The following is a 20,572-nucleotide window of genomic DNA, read 5'->3' as shown; positions in this document are numbered from 1 at the left end:
AGGTAATTAGAATCTCCCGTTTGGACCATCTCAAAAAAAATATTGAGATTAATCCCGATAAGTGAGAGAAAAACTGAAAACCCTCACAAAATCAGCAGCGATCCCCCCTTTTACAACCCTTTTTTAGCCCAGGAAGTTAACGTTACTACCCCTTGAACCACCTAGACTCTTCAGACCCACCGTGATCAAATTCGACTGAACCCGAAGAGACAGCCCCCCTCCCGACACCAACGAACTAGCCAAATTCTGGTCAACGATCTGCGAGCCAAGCTTGGCGGCAAGATTTATCCCACCTTTCTGAATATTGCTCGCAATGGCGTCCTGCGCAAGAAATGCATCGGCTGTATTCTGACTCGAGACATTCGCCAACAGCGCCCCAGAGGCGTTGGAAAGCCCGTCGCTAGAGCCTATACCTCCTAGCAAAGAGCTTTTAACAGATCCTCGGATGCTCAGCAGTTGTGCCTTAAATATCGCCGATTCGGTAAATCGTATCTCACCGCTCATATTCTCAGTTTCCTACATTTGTTCATTTTAAATATTCCCCCATATCTTTTAACGTCGATTTAAGGGAAAACTTTAGGGGAAAAAGTGATTTTTTTGAAAAAAAATCTTATTTTCCGTATAAGTTAAATATTAACAATAACTTATCTGTCATTAAGATCGAAAGAAAATTCGCCCGCTTTTTACCTGAAAAATACAATTTCAAGAAAAAAAATGGCCCCCGCCGGAGGAGACGCCGACGAGGGCCGAGGTGCGGAAGATAGGAGTCCAAGGACTCCCCACGAAAAATATAATTCAGACAGTTTAGTCCGTCAACTATTTTAGCCGAATAATCACGCGATCTTCCCCAGACAACAGCACCGTCAGAGAGATCACAAATAACCCCCATTTTATCAATACTTTAACTTTTAGGGTCCTCTTCAGGTTTTCCGAAATGATCCCATGATTTAACCTCAAGGGGCTCCGTGCCACTTCTTTTTTTAATCAAAATCCCCTCTGAGGGCAGCAATATCTCTCCAATCGGGGTAAGAGAGCCGCCGCCAACGGATCTTACAGCTTCTTGAAGCGCGGGCACCTCTGAGACCGGGGCCGTTAACAAAAGCTGATAATCCTCGCCCCCATAGAGAGCCCACTCTTTTGGGTCCACCTGAACAATTGACGCCAAATCGAGGGCCGCTGTCGAAATAGGCAGTTCATGCTCCCAAATCACCGCCCCCACTTCACTTGCTTTGCAAATATGCTCGACATCGCCTGCCAGCGCATCACTGATATCCATCATCGCGGTTGCCTTGCAAAGCGCCGAAATGGCCTGCGCCTCTCTCACCCGAGGTTGTGGTCGCTGATGTGCGAAGGTGAGCATCGTTCTCGATTCATAGCCGATCTTCAACTCCGGGTGGTTCAAGATATAAAAACCTGCGGCGGCGTCTCCCAGGTTACCTGTCACCAGAATTAGATCGCCCGGCCGCGCTCCGCTACGGAGAAGAAGATTCTCGCGCGCCACCTCTCCCGTAATAAACACGTCGATGAAAAACGGCCCTTCAGTGCGCGTTACGTTTCCGCCAACAACGGCGAGGCCCCACTGCTCGGCCTTGGCATTAATTCCCTCATAAACCTCGTCAAGAAATTCGAGCGACGTGTCATCTGTCACCCCAAGAGAAATCAGCGCATAAAGCGGACGGGCGCCCATCGAGGCAACATCGCTTATATTCACAGCAAGTCCCTTGTGGCCAACACTGAAGCCTGAAGCGCCCGTCTTCGGAAAATGGGTGCCTTGCACCTGCGCATCGCACGAAACTACCCAACATTTCCCATCGCCAGCATCGAGCACGGCGGCATCATCACCGATACCAACGATGACATTCGGGCCCTCGAGTGACTTGGTCAGCTTCGAGCGCAGGCGCTCGATCAGAGCAAATTCGCCATAACCTCCCGCCGTTTCTTGCACTTTTGCATTCACCCTTTGGCCTCCTCGATACGGCGCCTCAACTCCCGCGCTGCCGCCTCTGGATCGGACGCTCCCATCACCGCCCCAATAACCGCCACCCCTTGCGCCCCGGCAGCTATGACGGGCGCAAGATTTTCAGCATTCACCCCACCGATGGCCACCGCCGGAATACCACCCGCATAGGGAAGAATTTTGCCCATCCCGGCAGGGCCGATGGGTGGCCGCGCATTATCCTTGCTGCCCGTCGGATAGATTGGCCCCACCCCGAAATAATCTGCTCCATCAGCCTCTGCTTTTGCGGCCCACTCTATTCTCCCCGCAGTCACGCCATAGAACAGGCTACCTCCCAACGCCTTCGCGCGGGGAAGGGGTAAATCCGTCTGGCCAAGATGCACCCCCGCAGCTCCAGAGGCGAGAGCAATATCGATGCGATCATTCACTGTGAATGAACATCCGGTTCCATCGAGCGCGGCGCATAGCTCGTCTGCCTCGCGCAGCAACTCGGCACTCTCCATTTCCTTTTCGCGGTACTGAATCATCGTCGCGCCGCCAGCCGCCGCAGCACGGACGGCATCGGCCATCGGCATGTTCGAGGAGTGAGCCAGAATTTTTTTGTCCGTTATGACGATGAGCGTTGGGTCGAGGGGCATGATTTCTCCCATTGATTCTTCTTGTTGAGGGACGGCAGCCTACCTATAATACCCTTAATCTATGCGCTTGAGTTAAACGCGCCAGGGCCGGTGAAACGCATCTTCGAGGTTTCCAGTTGATCAGTGAAGACAACGATACCGCACAATCGGAATCAGTTCACACCTTTATCTGGGAATGGCGCTTTGGAGTCTCCCCCGAGCAGCTCTGGCCACACGTCTGTGACACCGACAAAGTGAACCGACTCGCAGGCCTCCCTTCAGTCACCTACAGGACCGTCCCGATTGAGGGCGGCGGCTCGCGAACCTACGCAGAAATCCGCCTGCTAGGCCTCATTCCGCTCCGCTACCGGGAACACCCATTCGAGTGGGTGGAAAACCACCGCCTTTCCGTGAGGCGCGATTTCGAGTCAGGGCCGCTCCACAGTTACACCAGCCGCGTCGAGCTTTTTCCCGAAACCAAGGGAACCCACCTAGTCCAGACCTTGTCTCTAAGGCCCCGGTGGCCGCTGATAGCGCCTCTTCTGAAAATGGTGGCAAGCCGGGCGAAAGTCTCCTTCGGCAAGGTATACGAGGGATTTGTAGCTGAAATACTTGACCGCGCGGACCACGCCTCCCCCGGTCGCTGGCGCTCCTCAGTGGAAAGAGAGGCTGCCCGCCTGCTCGGCAAAATCTCTCCTCCACCCGACCAGGATCTTCTCGATAAACTGGCTCGCCATATATCCACGACAGAAGGCCGGGACCTACGCTATATGCGCCCCTACGCACTGGCTCGGGAGTTTGGCTACCCTAAAGATGAGGTTCTCTCAGTGTTCCTCTCCTCGGTTCAGGCGGGCGTCCTCAACCTGACCTGGAACCTCATGTGTCCACACTGCCGAGATGCAAAGGCGCAATACACCTCGCTCGGCGAAGTCACCTCAGGGGCCTATTGTGAGGCATGCAACATCGACTACGAGGTGGAGTTTGACCGCTCGCTCGAAGTGACCTTTTCTCCCTCGCCTGGCCTTCGACAAATCCGAGAGGAAATATACTGCGTCGGGGGACCCGGCAACACGCCCCATGTGGCTGAGCAGTTCACGCTAGAGCCGGGCGGCTCGCGCCGGGCCAAACACCACCTTCCCCCCGGCGCCTATCGCATCCGGTGCGAGAAAAGCAAAACCTATGTTTCCATTCGAATGACAGATGACACTCGCCAAAACGAAGCGCAAGAAACGAAAATCAGAATCACCGAAGAGGGCCTCGACCCGTTTTTCATTCAAGAGCCTGCCGATATCCTCTGTTTGAATTACACAAACACGGCCGCCGAGGAAACGCTTATTGTACTGGAGCGGGTAGCCTGGGCCGACGATGCCGCAACGGCAATAGACATCGCCTTTTTTCCGCAGTTCAGGCGCATCTTCGGGCCGGACGCCATTCGGCCCGGCGAGAACATCGCCATCCAGAACGTCGCGCTCATGTTCACCGATCTCAAAGGCTCGACCCAAATGTATGAAGATATCGGGGATGCCGTCGCCTACGGGGTCGTGCGAGGACACTTCGACATCCTGAGCGCAGAAATACTTGCCCGCGACGGCCACCTCGTCAAAACAATCGGCGATGCCATAATGGCCGCTTTTAAATCCTCTGAGAAAGCACTAGAGGCCGCCTTCGCCATCCAACAAAAAATTGGCAAGCGAAACGCCGAAGGAGCAGACAACCCGGTAATTATCAAGTTGGGAGTCCACACAGGTCATGCCATCGCGGTCAACCTGAATGGGCAGACAGATTTTTTCGGAACAACGGTCAACATCGCCGCCCGCATCCAAGGCCAAAGCTTGGGCGGTGATATCGTGATCACCGATTCGCTCAGACAGGAGCCAGCCGTTGATGATTTTTTATCGCAGATAAACTTTCGCGAGGAAATTTTCGACGGAGAACTCAAGGGGATTGATGAAAGTCTACAGCTTCATCGGCTATGGCCCGGCGGGGCTAGAGGTCTCTCAGCGTAGGCTGGCAGTTTTCTTTCCCGGGGGCCACTGAGAGGAGGTCGTACGTTTTTCGAGAAGCTTTTCAATTAGTGCGGTCGCCTTTTTCCCCTTCCAGCTCACGCGGCCCACAGTCCAGGCGGCAAGATTTAAATCTCGATCAAGAACGTAGATTGTCGGGACATTTCGAATGTTATAACGAAGCCTCGATGCGAACTTTTGGTCGTGGAGAACAGGATAAGTCAGCTTTTTAGAGGCGCTCCAAGCCTTAACAAGAGAAACCGGAGCACGGTCGATTGATACGGCAACCACTGTGAGCCCGCGCTCTTTGTATTTTTCATAGAGTCGAACGAGTGCGGGCATTTCCTCATTACATAAAGGACACCAGGTGGCGAAAAAAACGAGGAAAACCACCTTTCCCCGAAATTCGGTCAAGGTACGTTTTTTGCCATCAAGGGCCGGGTAGGAAAAATCCTTGGGTGGCGTCGAGCCCTCGGGAGCAAGAAGAAGCTTGTTGAACACTGGGGCCGCCGTTGCGGTCTGCTCTATCGCCATCGCAAAAAAGGCAATCAGAAAAAGGAGTGCCGCAATACGGAATACTTTCGTGTGCATATTGTTTTTCCACTATAGAGTGATTTTCGGCCCAAATGGACGATACATCTCCCCTCTGGAAAGAATAACATCATCCGAGGGAAATTATTCACGGTGGGCTACCCCCTAGAAAAAGAGGGAATTATCGAATGCGTAATTTAGCCGTTATTTTCGCCATGTTCTTTTCAATTACCCTGCTCACGACCAGCCCTGCCCACACCGGTGAAATGCCTCGCTTCAAGACCAAGGCGCCATTTCTTCAAACAGAAAAAGACCTAACCGCCGCCATCAGGAAAAACAAGATGGGACTCGTCAGCAAAGCGAGTGCTACGCATGGTGCAGCGGCAATAGGCGTTAAAATTAAGGGCAACCGGGTTTTTGGTGTATATCATCCACGCTTTGCCGTTCGAATGCTCCAGGCGAGCATACCGGCGGGAATCGAGGCGCCGATTCGAATCTATCTTTACGAAAATACCGATGGCACGGCGACAATTACCTACAAAAAACCGAGCGATGTTTTCCGTCCCTACGGAAGCGCCGACCTCGATAAAATGGCCGCCGAGCTTGACGTGATCTTCGCGAAAATCGTGCAAGACGCACGATAAACGCCTCTCAGATAAAATAACTCGGGTAAGAAAACCCATGAGGGCAGCATTAACCGTAGCGCTATTTTTTTGGATTTCCCTGCCTGGCATGGTCAGTGGTGAACCCTGCAGCGGCGACAACTCTCTCATCAAAATACCAGCGGGACATTTTTGGATGGGAAGTGACCGGGCCGAGAGGGATCTCGCCTACCGCATCGGCAGCAACGCCGCACGAAAAGGCCGATGGTTTGATGCATGGGAACTTCCCCGCAAACAGCTCTTTTTAAAAAATTATTTCATCGACAAGAATCTCGTTACCCAAAGCGAATATCAATTTTTTGTTCGGGAGACTGGCCACCCTGCACCTTTCATTTCCCCTGAAGACTATCAGCGACAAGGATATCTCGTTCATCCCTACAAGGCTGTGCGCCGATACCTATGGTTAAAAGACGCGGGCGGCAAACCGACCCACCCTGCTGGCCTTGAGCGCCATCCCGTCGTCCTCGTCAGTCGATTAGATGGCGAGGCCATGTGCGCCTGGCGCAGGGGAAAATCCGGCGGCAAGCACTTGCGCCTCCCCACCGAGGCCGAGTGGGAAAAAGCCGCTCGCGGCACACAAGGCGCTTATTTTCCTTGGGGTAATCGATTCGACCCCGCTCGTTTAAATCACGCCTACCATCACAAAGGAACTACCCCAATTGGCACTTACACAAAGGGTGCCAGCCCGTACGGGGTTCTCGATATGGCGGGCAACGTTTTCGAGTGGACTTCGAGCGATTTTGACCCTGGACGGGGCGTTATGAAAGGTGGGGGCTCTTGGGACGATCAGCCGGGCATCACTCGGGCCGCCTCGCGGCATGGCCGATCTCCGAGAGCTCGCCACCTGCTATTTGGATTTCGATGCATGTGTGAGGAAAAGTGATAGGGCAAAACACACCCTTTAGAAGCCGCAAGATATGAGGCTTAAAAATTTTCAGGCGTGAGTATTGATACTCGATCCTCTGCCCGATACGGCTGCCGCCACCGCCTGTTTTGTGGAGGTCGTCGATACCTCCACAGCAGACATGATCAACTGAAGAGCCGCATTCTGTGACGCGGGTTTACCACCTCCGCCCCCTCGGGCTATTGCATGAGAACTTGGTCCTACTTGTACGGGCTTAATATACATCTCCTTATCCTCGAAAAAATTAATTGGCCACCCGTTACTATCTACGGTCGATATTAATGATATCTTTAGTAATTATTTAAAAAAATACAGAACGCCCGAAAAATAAGGGTTTTAGGCTCATATTTTTTTTACGAGGGGGCGGCAGTCCGAAAATGGCCCTAACTCATCGCCAGGAGATGACATATGAACTGGATACACCCCATGAAACTGGATGAAGCCAAAGGCGCCTCAAAGGAAATTATCGATAAAATTCGGGCCGGGGGCCGACCCGTCTCGAAATTTCTTCTTGCCCTCGGGCGGCGTTCCGAAGTCCTCTCGGGGCGTGAAACACTCAGAAACGCCGCCTACGGGGGGAGCACACTAGGAGTACGGCGAGAGCAGATGCTAGCATTTTTCGTCGCAGCTCACGGCGGCTGATATGGCTGAGCGATTAACCACGGATGGTCGTTCCATGGTCATAGCGAAAACACCTCGGAGGCCGATTTGGCCGAGGTCCTACTCTCCCCCGAAAACGCAAGGATACTTGATGGGGCTGACCGGGCTATTTGTGCGCTCGCCCTTAAAATCACCCTGAGCCCCCATACCATCGCAGAGGCCGATATTGACACCCTCCGCGCTGTTGGGCTCAGCGAAGACAATGTAGTCGATGTCATTGCCTGCGCCAGTTATCGCACCTACGCCAACCGGCTAAACTACGCTTTCGGCATAGTCGAGCAAGAACCCGATGGGTCGCCCGAACTGACAGCAGCACTTTCGCGTCTCAAAAAGGATAGAGAGGAGTGATCAATGCCCACCTATGCTAGAGTCCCCGGGCTCGGTTGTTGTTTATTCACATAATCTCAGATTTCCATTCGAACCAAGGAAACATCTGTGACTGAAATTCCCGTAATTCTCATGATTTTTCTTTTCATCGTTATGGTCTTTGGTGGATTTGCCAAAGGGACAATGGGCTTTGGCCTCATCGTATCGACCGTTCCCTTTCTCTCTGTCGTAATTCCTCCTAAGGATGCCATGGCATGGATGGCGGTGCCTATACTTCTTCTCAACATCTACGCCCTCATACTCACCCGTTCTGAGTGGCGCCAGACACCGCGAATCTTCGTTTTTCTCCCTGCGTGCATATTTTTCGTGCCCATCGGTGTCCGCCTCGTCGTCTGGCTTCCCGAGGACATCACCCGGGCCGCCATCGGGGCTAGTGTTTTTATCGTTGTCGCCATGCGACTCGGCGGCTGGAAGCCCGAGAAGAAAACAGAGCATGTCGGACACCCCCTTTCAGTTGCCTGGGGAGCGGCGACCGGTTTTCTCCATGGCGCACTAATGATGCCTGCCCCGACTCTTGTGCTGTACCTTAATTACATTTCCGTCCCGAAGGATGCTTTTGTTTTTCTTCTCAATTGCGTTTCGACAACTCTTATCTTCACGCAGATTGTCACATTCGCAGGCCTTGGCGCTTATGCATCTGGCGCGGGCTGGCAGAGTCTTTTTCTTCTCGCACCTGCCGTTCTCGGAATGTGGATCGGTAATCGTTTTCGCCAATCGCTCTCAGAATCCGGATTCGAGCGTATGGTCCTCAGCCTTCTCGGTCTCGTCGGAATAACGTTAGTCGCAAAATTCATATATGGACTCCTCTAGCCACCTGTTTCCCTGCAAATCTTAAACACCTCTCCAGATCCTGAACTTTATTTGTATAAAATTTGACCCTAAATCCAGATCAACATGCAGAGGCAGCCAACCGTGTGCTAGAATTCAGTTATCCGAAAATTCACGAGAACTTAAATCTATTCTGTTTAATGAAACAGGAGCCGCTATGAGCGAGGAGACAAAAACCCACCAACCCGTCGGCTTGGCTCTTGTGGGCTGCGGCATGATTGGACGCACCCGGGCTCAAATCGCCCGGGAATTCGGCGGCCTCGGGTGGCTGGGTGTCTGCGATCATAATGAAGAATTCGGCAAAGCCTTCGCAGAGGAAATCAAGGCTGACTTTTTCACGACCGACTATCGGGAACTTTTCGACTGCCCTGAAGCAAACGCTGTCATCGTTGCCACGGATGAAAAAAATCATGTCGAGCCGGTGCTCGCCGCTGCAGAGGCGGGCCATGCCATCATGGTCGAAAAGCCCCTGGCCGTTGATGCCCGCGAATCGGCCAAAGTCCTCAAGACTCTTCAATCCACCGGCGTTGACGCCGTCGTAGGCTACACTAGACGCTTCCTCCGCCGCTTTCTCACGGCAAGGGAAAGGATCATGACGGGCCAGCTCGGCGACGTCACCTCGATGACAACCCGGGCATTCATGAACCGTATTGCCTCATCTGCCATCGTTAAACGTGCGGACGACGCCGCTAAATTTACACCCATGGTAATTGCCGGCACACACACCCTGGATTTGTCATTGTGGTTTCTTGAAGAGAAAAAACCTGTCCAGATCTACGCAAGCTCGGTATCAAAAACAATGGCACCACTCGGCACAAAGGACGCCACATTCGGCATCGTCACTTTCGAGGACGGAACCATATTGAGCATGTCTATCAATTGGGCCCTGCCAGAAATCTGGCCAGGTTCGGTTTGCAGCAACGAATTTGGTATTGTGGGAACAGAAGGTGTGCTCACCATCGACGACACCCATCGAGATCAAGTGCTCGCCACCGAGAAAGGCCAACCAGCGGGCTACACCCCTGATATAAAGCGAAACGTCGATTTTCTCGAAAGCTATCCTGCAGGCGATTTCGCCTTTGGTCAACATTGGGGGCCCATCCGAGACGAAACTCTCACATGGTTATCCCGAGTTCATAGTGATCGCGACACCCCGCACGCCACCGCAGCCGACGGACACCGGAATCTGATCATCTCAAAAGCCATGGATCTTTCAGCCAGGCGAGGCGAGGCCGTGCGCCTTCCCATCGAACCCGAAGAGCTAGAGGATTAGTTTTCCCGGTTAAATTTCTAGGTGGCAAGGCTACTCAAGAGAGATAAAACAATCTCCTGAATTTCACTACCCTTTATCCAGTTCTATCCGATCATCGAAAATATCAAACGGCGAATTTTCCGCACGCCGTTTGGCTTCCTCAAGGAGTTTTCTTGCTTTTTTGGAAAGTCCCCGGCCTCCGAGCGTTGCTTTGAAAAATCCAAGATAGAAAGAATCAGGTCGAACACGTACCCGAACGCGAAGGGTGGCGGCCTCAGGGGGCCTTCCCCGACGATAGTTCATGATGAACGCTTCTTGTGGGGGAATGCGTTTATCGTAAATTTCGCGACTAAAATCAGAAGAAAGTTTCCGCTCAATAATCTCAACCACCTGGCTCCCCGGAAGGGCAGCTCCGTTTTTGTCCTCTAACCATGCGATAACATCAACCGAGGGCGTGATGTATGTTGGAAAATAATGGCCAGCACCCGTGTTGGTAAGAATGATTTTGGCCGAGACAATATCTTTAGGAGCTTTGTCTTCGAGTTCAACATCCAGGGTAACAGCGCTCTGCGCCATTTCTTTATCGTGTATGCCGCGCCAAAGATGTGCTCGCTTGGGCATATGGCAGTTCTGACACTGAACCCCCTCCTTGGCCCAGATACTCGCCTTCCATTCATTATAGGTATTCTGGATGGATTTTCCGTTCGGCCCACCGCCCTCGAACTGATGACAACCCATACAAAACTCGGCGCGCTCAAAAAACGGGGTACGCTCCACCCCACCGTGCTCCCCGGTTGATGTTGCATCATTAATTCCGACCTTTGTTTCGCGCTTCGGGGGGCCGTAGACTCGCCAGTTTCGTACATGGCAGGCAGCGCAAGCCAGCCCGGCCATTTCGAGTTTCAATATATGAGCCGGATTCTTTTTCCATGAAGCGAGAGGCCCGATGCCCGCCAGGGATTTTTTCTGCTGCTCGGCTAGCGGTGCATGACACTCATTACAACTTTGAGCGGAACCAGGATTATTTGCCCACAGATCTACGGTCTGACCGTAAATACCAGGGCTCATCGCTCCGGCATGAAGTGTCGTTTTCCATTGCTTGTATTGGTCTGGATGGCAACTACCACAATCCTCGGGAAGCAAGGAGCGCTCACGTTTTTTGTGAGACGCCGGAGCCTTCCCCATCGGAGGAACTGGTGTACGCCAATGTTGTTTCGCGAATTCAGCGGCAGACTTCCAAGCCGAAATAGATTTTTTTTCGGCGGCAGAGGATAAACGAACTGGCAATTGAAAATTCAATCCCGCAAGCAAGAAAACCAAAATAGTAGAACTTAAAATGCCGAGGCGTTTCATCGACTCTCTCAGAAAAAAACAATTTTATTAGAAAACCACAAAACAGGACAAAAAAACCCCGAAGGAAAAGGATACCCTCTCCTCCGGGGGATTATCCACCTTGCTCAGGCAGACAAAATTATTTTTTTGCGCAGGGGTTGCAAGGATTCTTCGCGGCGCAAGGGTTCTTCGCAGCACAGGGATTCTTGGCAGCGCAAGGGTTCTTCGCGGCACAAGGGTTCTTCGCGGCACAAGGATTCTTCGCGGCACAAGGATTCTTCGCAGCGCAAGGATTGCACGGATTTTTCGCAGCGCAAGGGTTGGACGCCGCTTCCGCCGAAATGCCACTAATCATAAGAAGCGAGGTGACGGCAAATCCCAGAAACATAACTTTGAGCATTTTCATCATGTGTATCCTCCGTTTTCCCAAAAATCAAGGTTGCATGGTTAAACGCTCCCGCACTACGCGGAAAGCGCCTTAAAAAAGACTTTTTTATCGTTAGGGGCACCATCATGCGGCTTCACACCCTCCCCTAGGATATTTTCTCTCCTAAAAGCCGCCATTATCAGGCTATAAGAGAGAGAACGATTCTGGGACCTATATTATTCCCGGTTAGAGCATCTGAATTCTATTTTGATGATTCCCGCCCCAGTATTGCCTATTAACGAATGTTAATAAGGAAAAAATTGACCTACGGTGGAAATTATTATCCGAAAATGGTTTTATCTTTCAGTGAGATACAATCTGAAACTCTCTAATACAAGCCAGCACCAACACCTACAGGAGTATATTTTGGACAGCATTAATATTCGGCCCGCGCTCGCAGACGACATAAACATCATCGTTCGCTTCAATATCGAGATGGCACTTGAGAGCGAAAGTCTGAAACTCCCACCAGAGGTCGTCCGCCAAGGCGTTGAAATGTCTCTTGGCAACCCAGAAAAAGGGAAATATTTTCTAGCTGAAGAAAAAAGCTCCGGTGATTCGGTAGGCCAGATACGCGTTACTCTCGAATGGAGTGATTGGAACAACGGATATTACTGGTGGATACAGAACGTTTATGTTTCCCCCTCATCACGAAAACAAGGGATTTACACCGCCCTACACGAGCATGTACGAAAGTTGGCACGGGAAGCCTATGCGTGTGGTCTTTTGTTATACGTCGACCATGAAAACACATCCGCCAGAGAAGTTTACCAACACTTAGGAATGAATAATAGCCACTATCTGATCTACGAGCAGGAAAAAAATTAATTCGGAACTATCAGACATTTTTTTTCATGAGGGAGATCAACTCCTGAAGCTTCAACTCTAGCAAATTCTTTTCCTTGCCAACCGAATCCACTCTAAAACCGATGGCCCAACTATCCGTTGAATCCAATTTTCCACTTTTCCAGACAATCCGGCCCTGACAATTAAGAAAGACCTCATCCATAATCTGAATAGCACATTGAATCGAATCACCGATCGTCGGTTCCTTGGTAACAATCACCCGAAACCCGCCAGTGCTAACATCTTCGGGGACAATAGATATTTCTGACAGCGCTGGCGCATCGATCACAACCGGGAGAGTAAACCTTGATTGTTGACGCCGTTCATCCGGGGATACCATTACATTTCCTTCACAGGACAATCATTATTTTTCGTTTTCGCTCAAAACATTTTTCCAAATAGGGAGCTTTTCAAGTGCATTTTTTGCCTCGATAAAATCAGGTTTGATTTCCAAGGCTTTTTCAAATAAACCGGCGGCTTCATCTAGTTGAAACTGAACTATGTGAACTAGTGACATGTTGTAGTAAATAACATGGTCGCCCGAATTGATGTCACTGGCCCGCGAGAACGCCTGCAGAGAAAGAGCAAATGTCTTCATTTGCCTAAGGCTAATTCCTAATCGATTAAATGCCTTTGCAAAACCCGGCCCTGGCTCAAGACTCGCCGCAGCCTCAAAAGTTTTTTCAGCATCCTTGAGTTCATCGAGCCCTACAAGTGCCTGACACAATCCAAGACGAGCGTGAATATTACTGAAATCACTTGTCAAGGCTTCGTCAAACTGCGTTTTTGCAGTTTTAAAATCTTTATCTTCTAGAGCCTCATGCCCGCGTACGACTCGATCATCATCGCCTCCAGGCGCCACGGCATCCGCGCTCAAAATCTTCTCCCTTACCTTCTAGTCAAGATACGTTTGCAATGACGCTTAATAACCAAACTTCCATTCTACGCAAAGACCTCTCCTGTCAACCATAAAATTATACAACGTTCTGATTATAAATGCGTTAAAATCAATCAAAAAAATTCCAAATATCGAAAAATCGACAAATTATTTTTTCAACATCTGTTGAATTTTATCCCTAGCCCCCTTGGCCTCAACAAACTCGGGGTTATACTGGAGCGCCGTTTCCAACAATTCAAGACACTCCTCAAACTGTGTTTGCGCAACATATACCATTGCCTTGTTATAGTAGAGAATTTCATCTTCCGGGTCATATGAAATGGCCCGATCATAAGATTCAAGAGCTGTCTTAAAATCCTTTGCCTTTCGAGCAGATATTCCCATTTTGTTATACACATGCAAATCCTGGGGGCGTTCATCGCTTTCCAGTGCCTTTTGAAAAGCCTTGTCGGCGGCCTCTTTTTCTCCCAACGCCTGATGGGATTGCCCGAGCCCAACGTTGGCTGCCACACTGTTCTCGTTCACACAAACAGCGCATTCGAATGCACTTTTTGCCTCCGGGATTTTTCCACCATCCAGATTTTTATCTCCCTGAGAAACTAATTCCGCTTCAATTTTTTTAAATCTTTCGCGGACTTCGGGATCTATTTTTTCAGCTTCGGCTATCGCCCGCTCGGCCGATTCTTTGTCGTTTTTCTTAAGGTGCACTTCAGCCAGACTGGCATATACCTCAAGCAGCTCCCCCCCTTTGAGCAAAGCATCCTCAAAAGCATCCTGCGCCTCGTCGAGTTTTCCTTTCTGCATATATTCTTGGCCACGTCGAATCAAACCCAAGTTTCGAGCATCGAATTTCTCCCGGGCCATCGGATCAATCCTGACGGCCTCGGCAAGGACCTGCTCGGCCGCCTCTTTATCACCTCGCGCCAAATAAACCTCGGCGAGGCCGCAAAAGACTTCCTCGGAGCCGCCACCAGTCATCATCGCTTCCTCGAAGGCTTCCTCTGCACCCTCCAAGTCTCCAAGGGCCAAAAGCTTTTGCCCCCGCTCAACAACCGACGTGGTCGCCGACTCATTTTCCTCGTTCTGCTCCTCCGCCATCGTCGCTGTGAGAATATATTTCCCGACGACATTTTCAATTGCCTCGCGAAGTGACCTTTCCTCCACTGGCCTTTTGATTATCTTGGTCACACCAGCGTCTATGGCAACCTTTGATGTCTCCTCATCATCGATTTGAGAAATGTAAATAATCGGCGCCTTTTTATTCTTCCCATCAGCTCGAATTTGAGAAATTACATTGACGCTATCTCCCTTCTCTAGATTATCTCCAATTAGAATGATTGAAAAAATTTCAAACCGACCCATGTGGAGGGTCTTGTATGCATCATCCACAAAGGTAACATTCGTCAACTGATATTCTTTGAAAAGTCGTTTTAGGGAGGCAATTGCCCATGGGGCGCTTTCAGCAGCCAATAGCGTAGTGCCTGGATCAAGTTTTTCTTCAGTCATAATTCTGGTTCTCCCATCTCACATCAGCATAATCAAAAATCAATACTATTGAATCAAGTTGGGATACTTGGAGTCAAGGATATTCAGTTCATATCTAAATAAAAGAAATGAAACCGGGCAGGACTTAACATAAAAAAAGGGCAGACTCTTGAAAGCTATTGCCCCATACCATCACCACGGGAGTCGCCATACTTACGTATCGTGGTGACATCCTGAGTTTGAATTGAATCTACTGTTATATTTTCAATTTTAGGTTTATTTTTCTTGTGAAAGGTACATCTTACACCCACAATCGTTCTAGCTGCCAACCTCACCGAGGATACGACTATTACACCCACAACAGCTGACTTCCCGCCGAGATAAGAAATAGCTTTTCTCCCACCCCTGCCCCCTATTAAAGCAATCCGAGAGGTGGCATCGACCGCCGAATTAATGGGCCGTCTCAACTGCGCTGTTAGACGGCGGAACACCCATGAGGCAATTACACAAAAAATAACGGACAGGACAAGGAAAACAGCTAAAACTTGAATCGCTTTGGATGGGTTTTCCACTAGAGCGACGCTCATAACGGCTATTCCGTAGAAAACAAAACAGACAAGAGCAATCAATGCAGCAACAATCCCACCGGAGCGATGTAGTATTCGAAAGAGGGTAAGCAAGAGAAATACCTCTTTATAAAAAAATGTGCGATAAATTATGTACAAATAAACGATATCCCAATTCTTCGAGTTGTCAAAGAAGGGGTACAACTAGTAACTATATTCGCTCATTGACGTCCCGTAGTGAGCGCTTTAATGTCTCAACCCGTGATATGTGGAACATCCAAACGTTGACTAGATGTCAGGGAGAGAACGGAATTGCTGGATATTCGCCTGATTCGAAATAATCCTGATGTGGTAGCCGAGGCTCTGGGCCGTAGAGGAGAATCCCCCGATTTAAGCGGAATCCTTGCTATTGATGCCCGCCGACGAGAGCTGACAGGTGAGGTCGAAAGCCGTGTGGCCGAAATGCGCCGCGGCAGCAAGCAAATTGGCGCGCTCAAAAAAGAGGGCAAAGATGACGATGTCCAGGCTATTCTCGATAAGAATGAGCACCTCAAAGAAGAAATTAAAAAATTTGAAACGGATCTTGAGGTAACGGAAATCGAGTTCCAAGGTCAAATGCTTCTGTTTCCCAACTCTCCTCACGAAACAACGCCTGAGGGATTCACCGACGCAGACAACCACCTGGAGCGAACGTGGGGAGAAAAACCTGAATTTAATTTCGAGCCCAAAGCCCATGACGATATCGGTGAGGAACTCGATATTTTAGATATGAAAAGGGCGGCAAAAATTGCTGGTGCGAGATTCGCTCTCTACAAAGGGCTGGGTGCCCGTTTGGAGCGCGCCTTAATTAACTTCATGCTCGACACTCACACCAGCGAGCATGGGTATACCGAGTGGCTTCCGCCATTCATGGTAAATCGGCAATCCATGACCGGCACAGGACAGCTTCCTAAATTCGAAGAGGACCTTTTTAAAGTTGGAGACGGCCAATTTTATCTAATCCCAACTGCGGAGGTCCCTATTACCAATATTCACCGAGAGGATATCCTGGACGGCAGAGAATTTCCCCTTAAATATGTCGCCTACACTCCTTGCTTCAGGAGCGAGGCTGGATCTTACGGAAAAGATACACGCGGCTTAATACGCCAACACCAATTCAATAAAGTGGAGCTCGTGAAATTTACCGTGCCAGAAAACAGCTACGATGAGCTCGAATCGCTCACTGCGAACGCCGAAACAATACTGCAGCGACTCGGCCTGCATTACCGAGTAGTTACCCTGTGCGCTGGCGATCTCGGTTTTTCCGCTGCCAAAACCTACGACATCGAAGTCTGGGTGCCTTCACAGAACACTTTTCGGGAAATTTCCTCTTGTAGCAATTTTGAGGATTTTCAAGCGCGACGAGCGCAAATCCGATACCGCCCCGAGCCCAAGGACAAACCCGAGTTCGTCCACACGCTCAACGGCTCAGGATTAGCCGTAGGCCGAACCGTCGTCGCGATTCTCGAAAATTACCAAAACAAAGACGGTTCCGTCACAATCCCAGAAGTCTTGCGTGGTTATATGGGTGGGGTCGAAGCCATCGAGCCCGGGTAATATTCAAATTCGCAAATTCCTTTATAATCGTTTCGATGAATGACTTTATATGCGGAGGGGTGGCCGAGCGGCTTAAGGCGGCGGTCTTGAAAACCGCTGAGTGAAAGCTCCGGGGGTTCGAATCCCTCCCCCTCCGCCAAATAGTCATTGTTTTCCAACGCGCAAGGCAGCGATTAAAACACTCCCAGCATATGGAGAAACAAGACCATTTCTTTTTCCCGTGAAACGACCAACCTGAAGAATCAAAACGTTTACAAAGCCGTCTGGTTAACTCGGCAGTGCCAGCGTTCACCTGTAGAAGTTTTTCATATTTTTTCATATCTTGGAGAACATCCGGCATTTTTTTATACTGGAGGTGAAAGTGTTTGCGAGGAACACTACAGCTTGATCGCTCTCTCTCCGGAGCCATCCCTTCACGTTCATCCTGATACTCTTGAAAATCCATTCACAATGCTGCGAAATGTTCTCAATTGCCAGAGTTGGGGCGGGTCAGACAGACCGCCAGTTCCCTTTATCGGTGGATGGGTTGGATATCTAACATACGACTTGGCCCACTGGATAGAGCGACTGGACACCTCCGCCCGTGTTGATCATAGCTTCCCGCTTATGGAATTCGCGTTTTGCCGCCGCATCCTTGCCTACGATCATACCCATAACACGTGGACCGCTATCGAGCTTTTAAATGAAGATACGCCACCAGAAGAAACAACCAAAAAATTAGAAAACCTATTAAACTTAATCGCCGGGGCTCCGAATCCGAAGCGCGACCACCGGCCTGCCTTATCAAAAGATCTTCAAAGTAATTTCTCCCGCAAAAGTTACGAGAGAAATGTTCAAATAATTTTAGAGCACATCGCGAATGGCGATGTATATCAAGTAAATTTTTCGCAACGATTCGAGGGATTTCTTCAAATTTCCCCCGAAGAGATGGCTCTTAGATTATTGGAAATTAATCCCGAACCTTTTAGCGCTTTTCTATCTTTCAGCAATCGGGCAATCGTCTCCTCCAGCCCGGAGAGGTTTCTTCGTGTGCATGATCGTTCGGTGGAGGCATGGCCCATAAAAGGTACATGCCCCAGGGGAGTGGCCCCGGAGGAAGACGAACGTTTTCTCGAAGAATTGCTCGCCTCGGAAAAAGATCGCGCAGAACTTATTATGATTACTGATTTGCTCCGCAATGATCTTGGACGCGTCTGCATTGCTGGTTCGGTGAAAGTTCCCGAGCTACGAAAGGCTGTTTCTCACAATAACGTCCACCATACATATAGCCGGGTGACGGGAAGACTTAATCCCGAAACAGACTTAATTGATTTACTCCAAGCCACATTTCCAGGCGGGAGCGTTACCGGAGCCCCTAAGATAAAAGCCATGGAAATCATCGAAGCACTTGAGCCCACAACCAGGGGTCCGTACTGTGGAGCGATAGGCTATATCGGCGTGGACGGCACAATGGATTTGAATATCGCCATCCGGACGGTTCTATGCGAGGGCAGACGCGTAACGTTCCAAGTTGGCGGAGGCATTGTAGCCGAAAGCCGCCCGTCCGATGAATTTGAAGAAACGCACCAAAAGGCAAAGGGCATCTTGAAAGCCTTCGGTATAAATTTGGATAACTTTTTCAAATGAACAAATCGAGCCCTTCATTTGTGATTCTTAATGGAGAGGTCATCTCTACAAAGGAGGCGTCAATTCACGTTGATGATAGAGGATTTCTTTACGGCGAATCAATATTTACAACAATTCGATGTTACGGTGGCGTTCCTTTTCGAGTAATTCGTCATTGCGACCGCCTGAACAACTCACTGTCGTCCCCCGTGGTGGATATAGACTATCACGTTGACTTTGCAAAACTCGAAACTGACATTCAACAACTCCTCAAATTGAATAAGTGCCCTGATGCTGCGGTACGCTTTACCATTACTCGAGGTTGTGCCACTGGACCACTTCCACCCCAGAGACTTACCCCCACGACACTTCTGAGTCTCCACCCCTTTGCTCCTGACACATCCCTTCTGAGTCGCGGAGCTTCTTTATGCATCTCAAATATTCGACGAGATCCTGCAGGGGATATTGGAAAACATAAATTAGGCAGCTACTTCCCCTCACTCCTTGCCAGACGGCAAGCATTCAATAAAGGGCATGACGAATCGGTGATTTGCGACACAGATGGCAACTTCCTCGAGTGTGCCTGCTCGAATTTATTTGCTGTGCTTGATGGAACTCTTGTAACACCAGATACAACAGAGAATATTTTACCTGGCATTGCTCGCGAAGGAGTACTGGAATGTGCTGCAGCCATCGGATTGAAAACATCACTCGAGACACTGACATCCGATATACAGAAAAATGCTAAAGAATGGCTGATCACCAACTCACTAATGGAAATTGTTCCCGTTGCCAGCTTGGGGGAAAATAGATTTTTCGTTCCGGGACCAGTAACAAGCCGTCTACTTGGAGAATTCAAAGACTTGGTGGCTTCCGAGATCCGCTCTGAAAAGCATGAGTAAATCGACCAGAGTTGTTGGCGACCGTTGTGTTTTCACCCGTCATTGAAAAAGTAAGCCTCGATTCGAGCCAGACAAAAACTTCTCCATAATTAGTAATGAGAATCGCAATGTTTCTTCAGATAAAATTGTATTGATTCAACACATCCGAAATGATTACGTCAATTGGTAATCCAAATCCATAAACCCGAGGTGAAGAATCTTGCTTTCAGCTAGAATGTCCCAACATCCAAGAAATTAATGGCTTTAAATTCTATTCCATACTGGGAGAGGAGGGACCACGTAATGATCTCTATCGATTTAAATGGAAAAGTTGCCATAGTTACAGGCGCAAGCCAGGGAATTGGACGTGGGTGCGCAGAATGGCTCGCTCGCGCCGGAGCAGCGGTTGCTCTTGTTGCGCGAAACGCTGAACTGCTAAACGAAGCGAGTTCAGCTATTCGCTCAGAGGGTGGGACAGCTGAAACATTTGTGGCCGATTTAACGGAATCGGGCAAGACTGAATGGGTTGTTAAGGAGACAATTAAAAGATTTGGAGGACTCGACATTCTAGTAAATGTCGCTGGTGCAAGCCGCCGCTCCGATCCCACAGAGACTTCCGATGAAGATATCGATTTGGCCATAGATACAAAACTGCGAGCGGCCGTTCGGTTGACGCGGGCTGCCGTCCCACATATTCGTTCTCGCGGAGGAGGCAGCATCGTATTTACCGGGGGCTCTAGTCAACGCCAAAGCACCGATTTTCACGGCTCAGGCTGTATTCCCAATGCTAGTCTGGGCGCATACAAACATCACCTTGCGCAAACGCTTGCACCAGAGGGAATTCGGGTTAACCTCATTGTACCGGGGTCCACCAGAACACCACGGATGGAAAAAGGCGCGAGCCGTCTCGCCGAGCTAAGTGGAAAAACCACTGAGGAAGTCATGGCGGGCCGAATGGCAGCCGTTCCCATGGGCCGCATGGGCACTCCTGATGATTGCGGGAAAGTTGTCTTGTTTCTTGTCTCGGACCTTTCCTCGTTTGTAACTGGAGAATCTATCGGAGTTGACGGCGGTCGCTGTGATGTCATCCGATACTAAAACAACGACTCAAAACAGACAATTTTTTTTTATAATC

At 49.9% G+C, this 20,572-nt stretch carries 22 protein-coding genes and 1 tRNA gene; 13 read left to right on the top strand and 10 right to left on the bottom strand.

All coding sequences use genetic code 11. The annotated features are described in order from the left end of the window. Nucleotides 1-123: 123 nt before the first annotated feature. The 3 genes from HOJ95_16365 to thiE form a co-directional block, all read right to left on the bottom strand. Complete coding sequence (locus HOJ95_16365) at nucleotides 124-504, bottom strand: hypothetical protein (GenBank protein MBT6396270.1); 381 nt, start codon at nucleotides 502-504, stop codon at nucleotides 124-126. Nucleotides 505-901: 397 nt separating this feature from the next. After that, the gene (gene thiL, locus HOJ95_16360; GenBank protein ID MBT6396269.1) at nucleotides 902-1,957 is read right to left on the bottom strand and encodes a thiamine-phosphate kinase; all 1,056 of its coding nucleotides are present in this window, start codon (nucleotides 1,955-1,957) and stop codon (nucleotides 902-904) included. Next, entirely contained in the window at nucleotides 1,954-2,595 is a 642-nt protein-coding gene (thiE, locus tag HOJ95_16355; protein ID MBT6396268.1) for a thiamine phosphate synthase, read from the bottom strand. The genes thiL and thiE overlap by 4 nt, the downstream gene beginning before the upstream one ends. 116 nt (nucleotides 2,596-2,711) lie before the next feature. On the opposite strand from thiE, the gene HOJ95_16350 reads away from it, so the two are divergent. Continuing rightward, nucleotides 2,712-4,580 carry a hypothetical protein gene (locus HOJ95_16350; protein MBT6396267.1) on the top strand — a complete coding sequence of 623 codons (1,869 nt, stop codon included), beginning with the start codon at nucleotides 2,712-2,714 and terminating at the stop codon, nucleotides 4,578-4,580. Here HOJ95_16350 and HOJ95_16345 read toward each other — a convergent pair. After that, nucleotides 4,572-5,168 carry a TlpA family protein disulfide reductase gene (locus tag HOJ95_16345; GenBank protein ID MBT6396266.1) on the bottom strand — a complete coding sequence of 199 codons (597 nt, stop codon included), beginning with the start codon at nucleotides 5,166-5,168 and terminating at the stop codon, nucleotides 4,572-4,574. The two genes, HOJ95_16350 and HOJ95_16345, sit on opposite strands and share 9 nt — an antisense overlap. 128 nt (nucleotides 5,169-5,296) lie before the next feature. Here HOJ95_16345 and HOJ95_16340 point away from each other — a divergent pair, with 128 nt between their 5' ends. The 6 genes from HOJ95_16340 to HOJ95_16315 all read left to right on the top strand — a co-directional run bounded on the left by HOJ95_16340 (nucleotide 5,297) and on the right by HOJ95_16315 (nucleotide 9,822). Beyond that, nucleotides 5,297-5,752 (top strand): DUF302 domain-containing protein, encoded by a 456-nt coding sequence (locus tag HOJ95_16340; protein ID MBT6396265.1) that lies wholly within the window; start codon nucleotides 5,297-5,299, stop codon nucleotides 5,750-5,752. A gap of 154 nt (nucleotides 5,753-5,906) precedes the next feature. Next, nucleotides 5,907-6,653, top strand: coding sequence for an SUMF1/EgtB/PvdO family nonheme iron enzyme (locus HOJ95_16335; protein MBT6396264.1), 747 nt, complete (start codon nucleotides 5,907-5,909; stop codon nucleotides 6,651-6,653). Between the two features lie 429 nt (nucleotides 6,654-7,082). Then, a complete protein-coding gene (locus HOJ95_16330; protein ID MBT6396263.1) occupies nucleotides 7,083-7,316 on the top strand; it encodes a hypothetical protein in 234 nt (77 codons plus the stop codon). Nucleotides 7,317-7,382: 66 nt separating this feature from the next. After that, nucleotides 7,383-7,682 (top strand): hypothetical protein, encoded by a 300-nt coding sequence (locus HOJ95_16325; GenBank protein ID MBT6396262.1) that lies wholly within the window; start codon nucleotides 7,383-7,385, stop codon nucleotides 7,680-7,682. A gap of 87 nt (nucleotides 7,683-7,769) precedes the next feature. Further along, nucleotides 7,770-8,531, top strand: a complete 762-nt coding sequence (locus HOJ95_16320; protein MBT6396261.1) for a sulfite exporter TauE/SafE family protein — start codon at nucleotides 7,770-7,772, stop codon at nucleotides 8,529-8,531. 175 nt (nucleotides 8,532-8,706) lie between these two features. After that, nucleotides 8,707-9,822: a Gfo/Idh/MocA family oxidoreductase gene (locus tag HOJ95_16315; GenBank protein ID MBT6396260.1), complete on the top strand. Its 1,116-nt coding sequence runs from the start codon at nucleotides 8,707-8,709 to the stop codon at nucleotides 9,820-9,822. Nucleotides 9,823-9,888: 66 nt separating this feature from the next. On the opposite strand, the gene HOJ95_16310 is transcribed toward HOJ95_16315, so the two are convergent. Continuing rightward, nucleotides 9,889-11,154 (bottom strand): hypothetical protein, encoded by a 1,266-nt coding sequence (locus HOJ95_16310; GenBank protein MBT6396259.1) that lies wholly within the window; start codon nucleotides 11,152-11,154, stop codon nucleotides 9,889-9,891. Nucleotides 11,155-11,272: 118 nt separating this feature from the next. After that, nucleotides 11,273-11,563 carry a hypothetical protein gene (locus tag HOJ95_16305; protein ID MBT6396258.1) on the bottom strand — a complete coding sequence of 97 codons (291 nt, stop codon included), beginning with the start codon at nucleotides 11,561-11,563 and terminating at the stop codon, nucleotides 11,273-11,275. A gap of 372 nt (nucleotides 11,564-11,935) precedes the next feature. Between HOJ95_16305 and HOJ95_16300 the strand changes: the two genes are divergently transcribed. After that, nucleotides 11,936-12,388 (top strand): GNAT family N-acetyltransferase, encoded by a 453-nt coding sequence (locus HOJ95_16300; GenBank protein ID MBT6396257.1) that lies wholly within the window; start codon nucleotides 11,936-11,938, stop codon nucleotides 12,386-12,388. 10 nt (nucleotides 12,389-12,398) lie between these two features. Here HOJ95_16300 and HOJ95_16295 read toward each other — a convergent pair whose 3' ends face one another. From HOJ95_16295 to HOJ95_16280, 4 genes are all read right to left on the bottom strand, one after another. Next, the gene (locus tag HOJ95_16295; GenBank protein ID MBT6396256.1) at nucleotides 12,399-12,746 is read right to left on the bottom strand and encodes a hypothetical protein; all 348 of its coding nucleotides are present in this window, start codon (nucleotides 12,744-12,746) and stop codon (nucleotides 12,399-12,401) included. Nucleotides 12,747-12,770: 24 nt separating this feature from the next. Continuing rightward, complete coding sequence (locus tag HOJ95_16290; protein MBT6396255.1) at nucleotides 12,771-13,283, bottom strand: tetratricopeptide repeat protein; 513 nt, start codon at nucleotides 13,281-13,283, stop codon at nucleotides 12,771-12,773. 168 nt (nucleotides 13,284-13,451) lie between these two features. After that, a complete protein-coding gene (locus HOJ95_16285; protein ID MBT6396254.1) occupies nucleotides 13,452-14,810 on the bottom strand; it encodes a tetratricopeptide repeat protein in 1,359 nt (452 codons plus the stop codon). Nucleotides 14,811-14,965: 155 nt separating this feature from the next. Beyond that, nucleotides 14,966-15,514, bottom strand: a complete 549-nt coding sequence (locus HOJ95_16280; GenBank protein ID MBT6396253.1) for a hypothetical protein — start codon at nucleotides 15,512-15,514, stop codon at nucleotides 14,966-14,968. 153 nt (nucleotides 15,515-15,667) lie between these two features. On the opposite strand from HOJ95_16280, the gene serS reads away from it, so the two are divergent. The 5 genes from serS (at nucleotide 15,668) to HOJ95_16255 (ending at nucleotide 20,535) form a co-directional block, all read left to right on the top strand. Next, a complete protein-coding gene (serS, locus tag HOJ95_16275; protein MBT6396252.1) occupies nucleotides 15,668-16,951 on the top strand; it encodes a serine--tRNA ligase in 1,284 nt (427 codons plus the stop codon). 53 nt (nucleotides 16,952-17,004) lie between these two features. Continuing rightward, nucleotides 17,005-17,090: transfer RNA gene (locus HOJ95_16270), tRNA-Ser, on the top strand. A gap of 245 nt (nucleotides 17,091-17,335) precedes the next feature. Next, nucleotides 17,336-18,577, top strand: coding sequence for an aminodeoxychorismate synthase component I (pabB, locus tag HOJ95_16265; protein MBT6396251.1), 1,242 nt, complete (start codon nucleotides 17,336-17,338; stop codon nucleotides 18,575-18,577). Then, nucleotides 18,574-19,458 (top strand): hypothetical protein, encoded by an 885-nt coding sequence (locus HOJ95_16260; GenBank protein ID MBT6396250.1) that lies wholly within the window; start codon nucleotides 18,574-18,576, stop codon nucleotides 19,456-19,458. Before pabB ends, HOJ95_16260 begins: the two co-directional genes overlap by 4 nt. Nucleotides 19,459-19,740: 282 nt before the next feature. Next, nucleotides 19,741-20,535: an SDR family oxidoreductase gene (locus tag HOJ95_16255; GenBank protein ID MBT6396249.1), complete on the top strand. Its 795-nt coding sequence runs from the start codon at nucleotides 19,741-19,743 to the stop codon at nucleotides 20,533-20,535. Nucleotides 20,536-20,572 lie beyond the last annotated feature (37 nt).

The sequence above is a fragment of the Nitrospinaceae bacterium genome, assembly GCA_018669005.1.
Taxonomy (GTDB): domain Bacteria; phylum UBA8248; class UBA8248; order UBA8248; family UBA8248; genus UBA8248.
Note: the sequence above shows the minus strand (reverse complement) of the source record. Positions and strands in the feature narration are given on the sequence as shown.